The sequence below is a fragment of the Acidovorax cavernicola genome (genome assembly GCF_003581445.1).
This window is the reverse complement of sequence record NZ_QXMN01000124.1, coordinates 1-2,789: the sequence shown is the minus strand read 5'-3', so window position 1 is coordinate 2,789 and position 2,789 is coordinate 1. Positions and strand designations below refer to the sequence as shown.

Genomic DNA, 2,789 nt, shown 5'->3' with positions numbered 1-2,789 from the left:
GCCACGCCCACGCCCGCGGGCATGCTGTGGCCCAGGCCGCCGCTGCACATGGTGTAGAACGTGCCCGAATGGAAGATGGGCAGATAGGCCTGGATGGTCGAGCGCGAGCTCGGCGCTTCCTCGACGATGATGCTGCGCGGGTCGCGCACTTCGGCCAGCGTCTGCATCGCCCAGGCGACCGACATGCGCTGCCCGGCCTCGGGCGGCTGGGCGCGCGGCGCGGCAACGCGCAGTGCGGGAGCGGCACGCTGGGCCGGTGCGGGCCGCGCGAGCAGCTCCTGCACGCCCAGGCGGATATTACCTATGGCCGCCGTGCCCACGGGCGCCCAGGCCGCGATCGCCGGGTCCTCGATCAGCTGGTACAGCGCCGAACCTTCGGGAATGTGCGGGCCCTGGCCTTCGACATGGTAGGTGAACGTCGCCGCGCCCACGGCACACACCACGTCGTGGCCGCCGAGCAGCTGCACGATGCGTTCGCGCATCGCGGGCAGGAAGCCGGCGAACAGCGGATGGTCTTCGGGAAAGCTGCAGCGCCCCGACATCGGCGCGACATAGACGCGCGCCTGGTGGCGTTCGGCCAGCGCGACGACCGCGTCCCAGGCGTCGCCGCGGTCCACGGCCGCGCCCACGACCAGCGCCGGCGCGCGCGCGCCGTCGAGCGCCGCACCTATCAGGTCGAGCACGCGCGGATCGGGCCGGCTTTCAAAGCCGACTTCGCGCACCGCGATGGGCTCAGCCGGGTGGTCCCAGTCATCGGCCGGAATCGACACCAGCACCGGGCCGCGCGGCTCCTGCATGGCGATGTAATAGGCGCGCGCCAGCGCCTGCGGCACGTCCTCGGCGCGCGCCGGCTCGCAGCTCCATTTCACATAGGGCTTGGGCAGCTCGGCCGCCTGGTTCGAGTGCAGGAACGGGTCGAACTGCAGGATGGAGCGCGCCTGCTGGCCCGCGGTGATCACCATCGGCGTGCGGTTCTTGAACGCGGTGAAGATGTTGGCCATCGCATGGCCCACGCCCGCGGCCGAATGCAGGTTCACGAAGCTCGCGCGGCGCGTGGCCTGGGCATAGCCGTCGGCCATGCCCACGACCACGGCCTCCTGCAGGCCCAGCACATAGGAGAAATCTTCGGGGTAGTCGCGAAACAGCGGCAGCTCGGTCGAGCCCGGGTTGCCGAAAATGCGTGTCATGCCGAGCTGGCGCAGCAGGTCGATCACGGCATGGCGCACGGTGAAGGGGGCGGAATTCTGGGAGGTTGTCTCTTGCATGGCGGTTCCTTGGCGTACGACGCATCGTGCCCGCGGCGATAATTTCCAGCAACCGCATAAATCATCTAAGAGATATTCACTCCATGGATATAAACCGGCTGGACCTGAACCTGCTGCGCGTGTTCGACGCGGTCTACCGCCACCGCAGCGTGAGCCGCGCGGCCGAGGAGCTGGGCCTGTCGCAGCCCGCGGCCAGCCAGGCCGTCACGCGGCTGCGGCTGCTGCTGGGCAATGCGCTGTTCGAGCGCATGCATGGCGGCGTGCGCCCCACGCCGCGCGCCGAACGCCTGGCGCGCGTGGTGCGCGAAGCGCTGGCCGCGCTCGAAGTCGGCCTGGGCGAAGCCCAGGCGTTCGATCCGCAGGCCGCGCGCCAGGTGTTTCGCATCCACCTGAGCGACATCGGCGAAGCGCGCTTCCTGCCCGCGCTGATGGCGGCGCTGCGTGCGCGTGCGCCCGGCATACGCATCGAGACGCTGCCGCTGCCGATGGACGACATCGCCGATGCACTAGACCGCGGCACGCTCGATGCGGCGATCGGCTTTCTGCCCGGCGTGCTGAGCACCGAGCGCAGCGTGCTGCTGCAGGACCATTACTGCGTGCTGCTGCGCAGCCTGCACCCGCTGCTGCGCAAGAAAAAAAGCGCGCAGCTGGGCATCGACGCGCTGCGCCAGCTCGAATTCGTTGCCGTGCGCTCGCACTCCGAGACGCTGCGCATCCTGCAGGCGCTCGAACTCACCGACCGCATACGGCTGTCGGCGGCCCACTTCCTGGCCGTGCCGGCGATCGTCAGCCAGACCGATCTGGCGGTGATCATGCCGCACGAAATCGCCGAAGATTTTGTGCGCCGGGGCGGCTACGCCCTGCTCGAAGCCAGCCTGCCCGACCACCGCTTCGCGGTCTCGCTGCACTGGAGCCGACGCTTCGCCCAGGAGCCGGCCAAGGTCTGGCTGCGCGCCTGCATCGAGGAGCTGTTCCGCCAGCCGCAGGCCGGCGCCGAGCGCGGCCGCTGACCCCGCCCGGATTCAGGCCTGGTCTCTGGCCTGGCCACGGCCCGGCGCACGCATTGGTTCGACCGCTTCGCCCTGGGCGCCCAGGCACAGCTGCATCACCAGCGCGCATTCGCGCGCCGGATCGAGCCAGTCATCGGCATGCGCTCGCCGCAGCCCGACCGGAGTGAACAGCGTTTTCTGCTGCACCAGCGCGAACACGCTGCGTATCGCCAGATCGACCTGCAGCAGCGGCACCTCGCGCCCCAGGATCACCACGAGCGCCTGGGACAGGCGCTGCGCCACATGCTGCAGCGTCGCGGCCACGCGCTGCTGTACCTGCGCGTCATCCATCTTCAGGATTGCGACCAGCAGGAAATGGTTGGCGGCGTAATAGTCGAGCAGATGCTGGCTGTAGTTCAGCGTCAGCTCCTGCAAGGTCCTGCCCGCCCAATGCGCGGGGTCGAGGCGCGCATCGACTTCGGCCATATGCCGGTCGCGCAGCGACTCGTGCAGCGCCGCCAGGATGCTGTCCTTG

The 2,789-nt window shown here is 69.5% G+C and carries 3 protein-coding genes; 1 reads left to right on the top strand and 2 read right to left on the bottom strand.

Features of this window, described 5'->3' with window-relative positions; genetic code table 11:
• Positions 1–1,265, bottom strand: a 1,265-nt coding sequence (gene mdlC / locus D3H34_RS31485) for a benzoylformate decarboxylase (protein WP_119558736.1), incomplete at its 3' end; no start/stop codon positions are given.
• Between the two features lie 83 nt (positions 1,266–1,348).
• Between mdlC and D3H34_RS31480 the strand changes: the two genes are divergently transcribed.
• Positions 1,349–2,275 carry a LysR family transcriptional regulator gene (locus D3H34_RS31480; protein WP_119558735.1) on the top strand — a complete coding sequence of 309 codons (927 nt, stop codon included), beginning with the start codon at positions 1,349–1,351 and terminating at the stop codon, positions 2,273–2,275.
• 12 nt (positions 2,276–2,287) lie between these two features.
• On the opposite strand, the gene D3H34_RS34380 is transcribed toward D3H34_RS31480, so the two are convergent.
• Positions 2,288–2,789 (bottom strand): hypothetical protein (locus D3H34_RS34380; RefSeq protein WP_167481311.1); only part of this gene is annotated, 502 nt, incomplete at its 5' end.

Coding starts and splice junctions, on each gene's coding strand:
- D3H34_RS31480 (WP_119558735.1), top strand. CDS start 1,349: ATGGATATAAACCGGCTGGACCTGAACCTGCTGCGCGTGTTCGACGCG.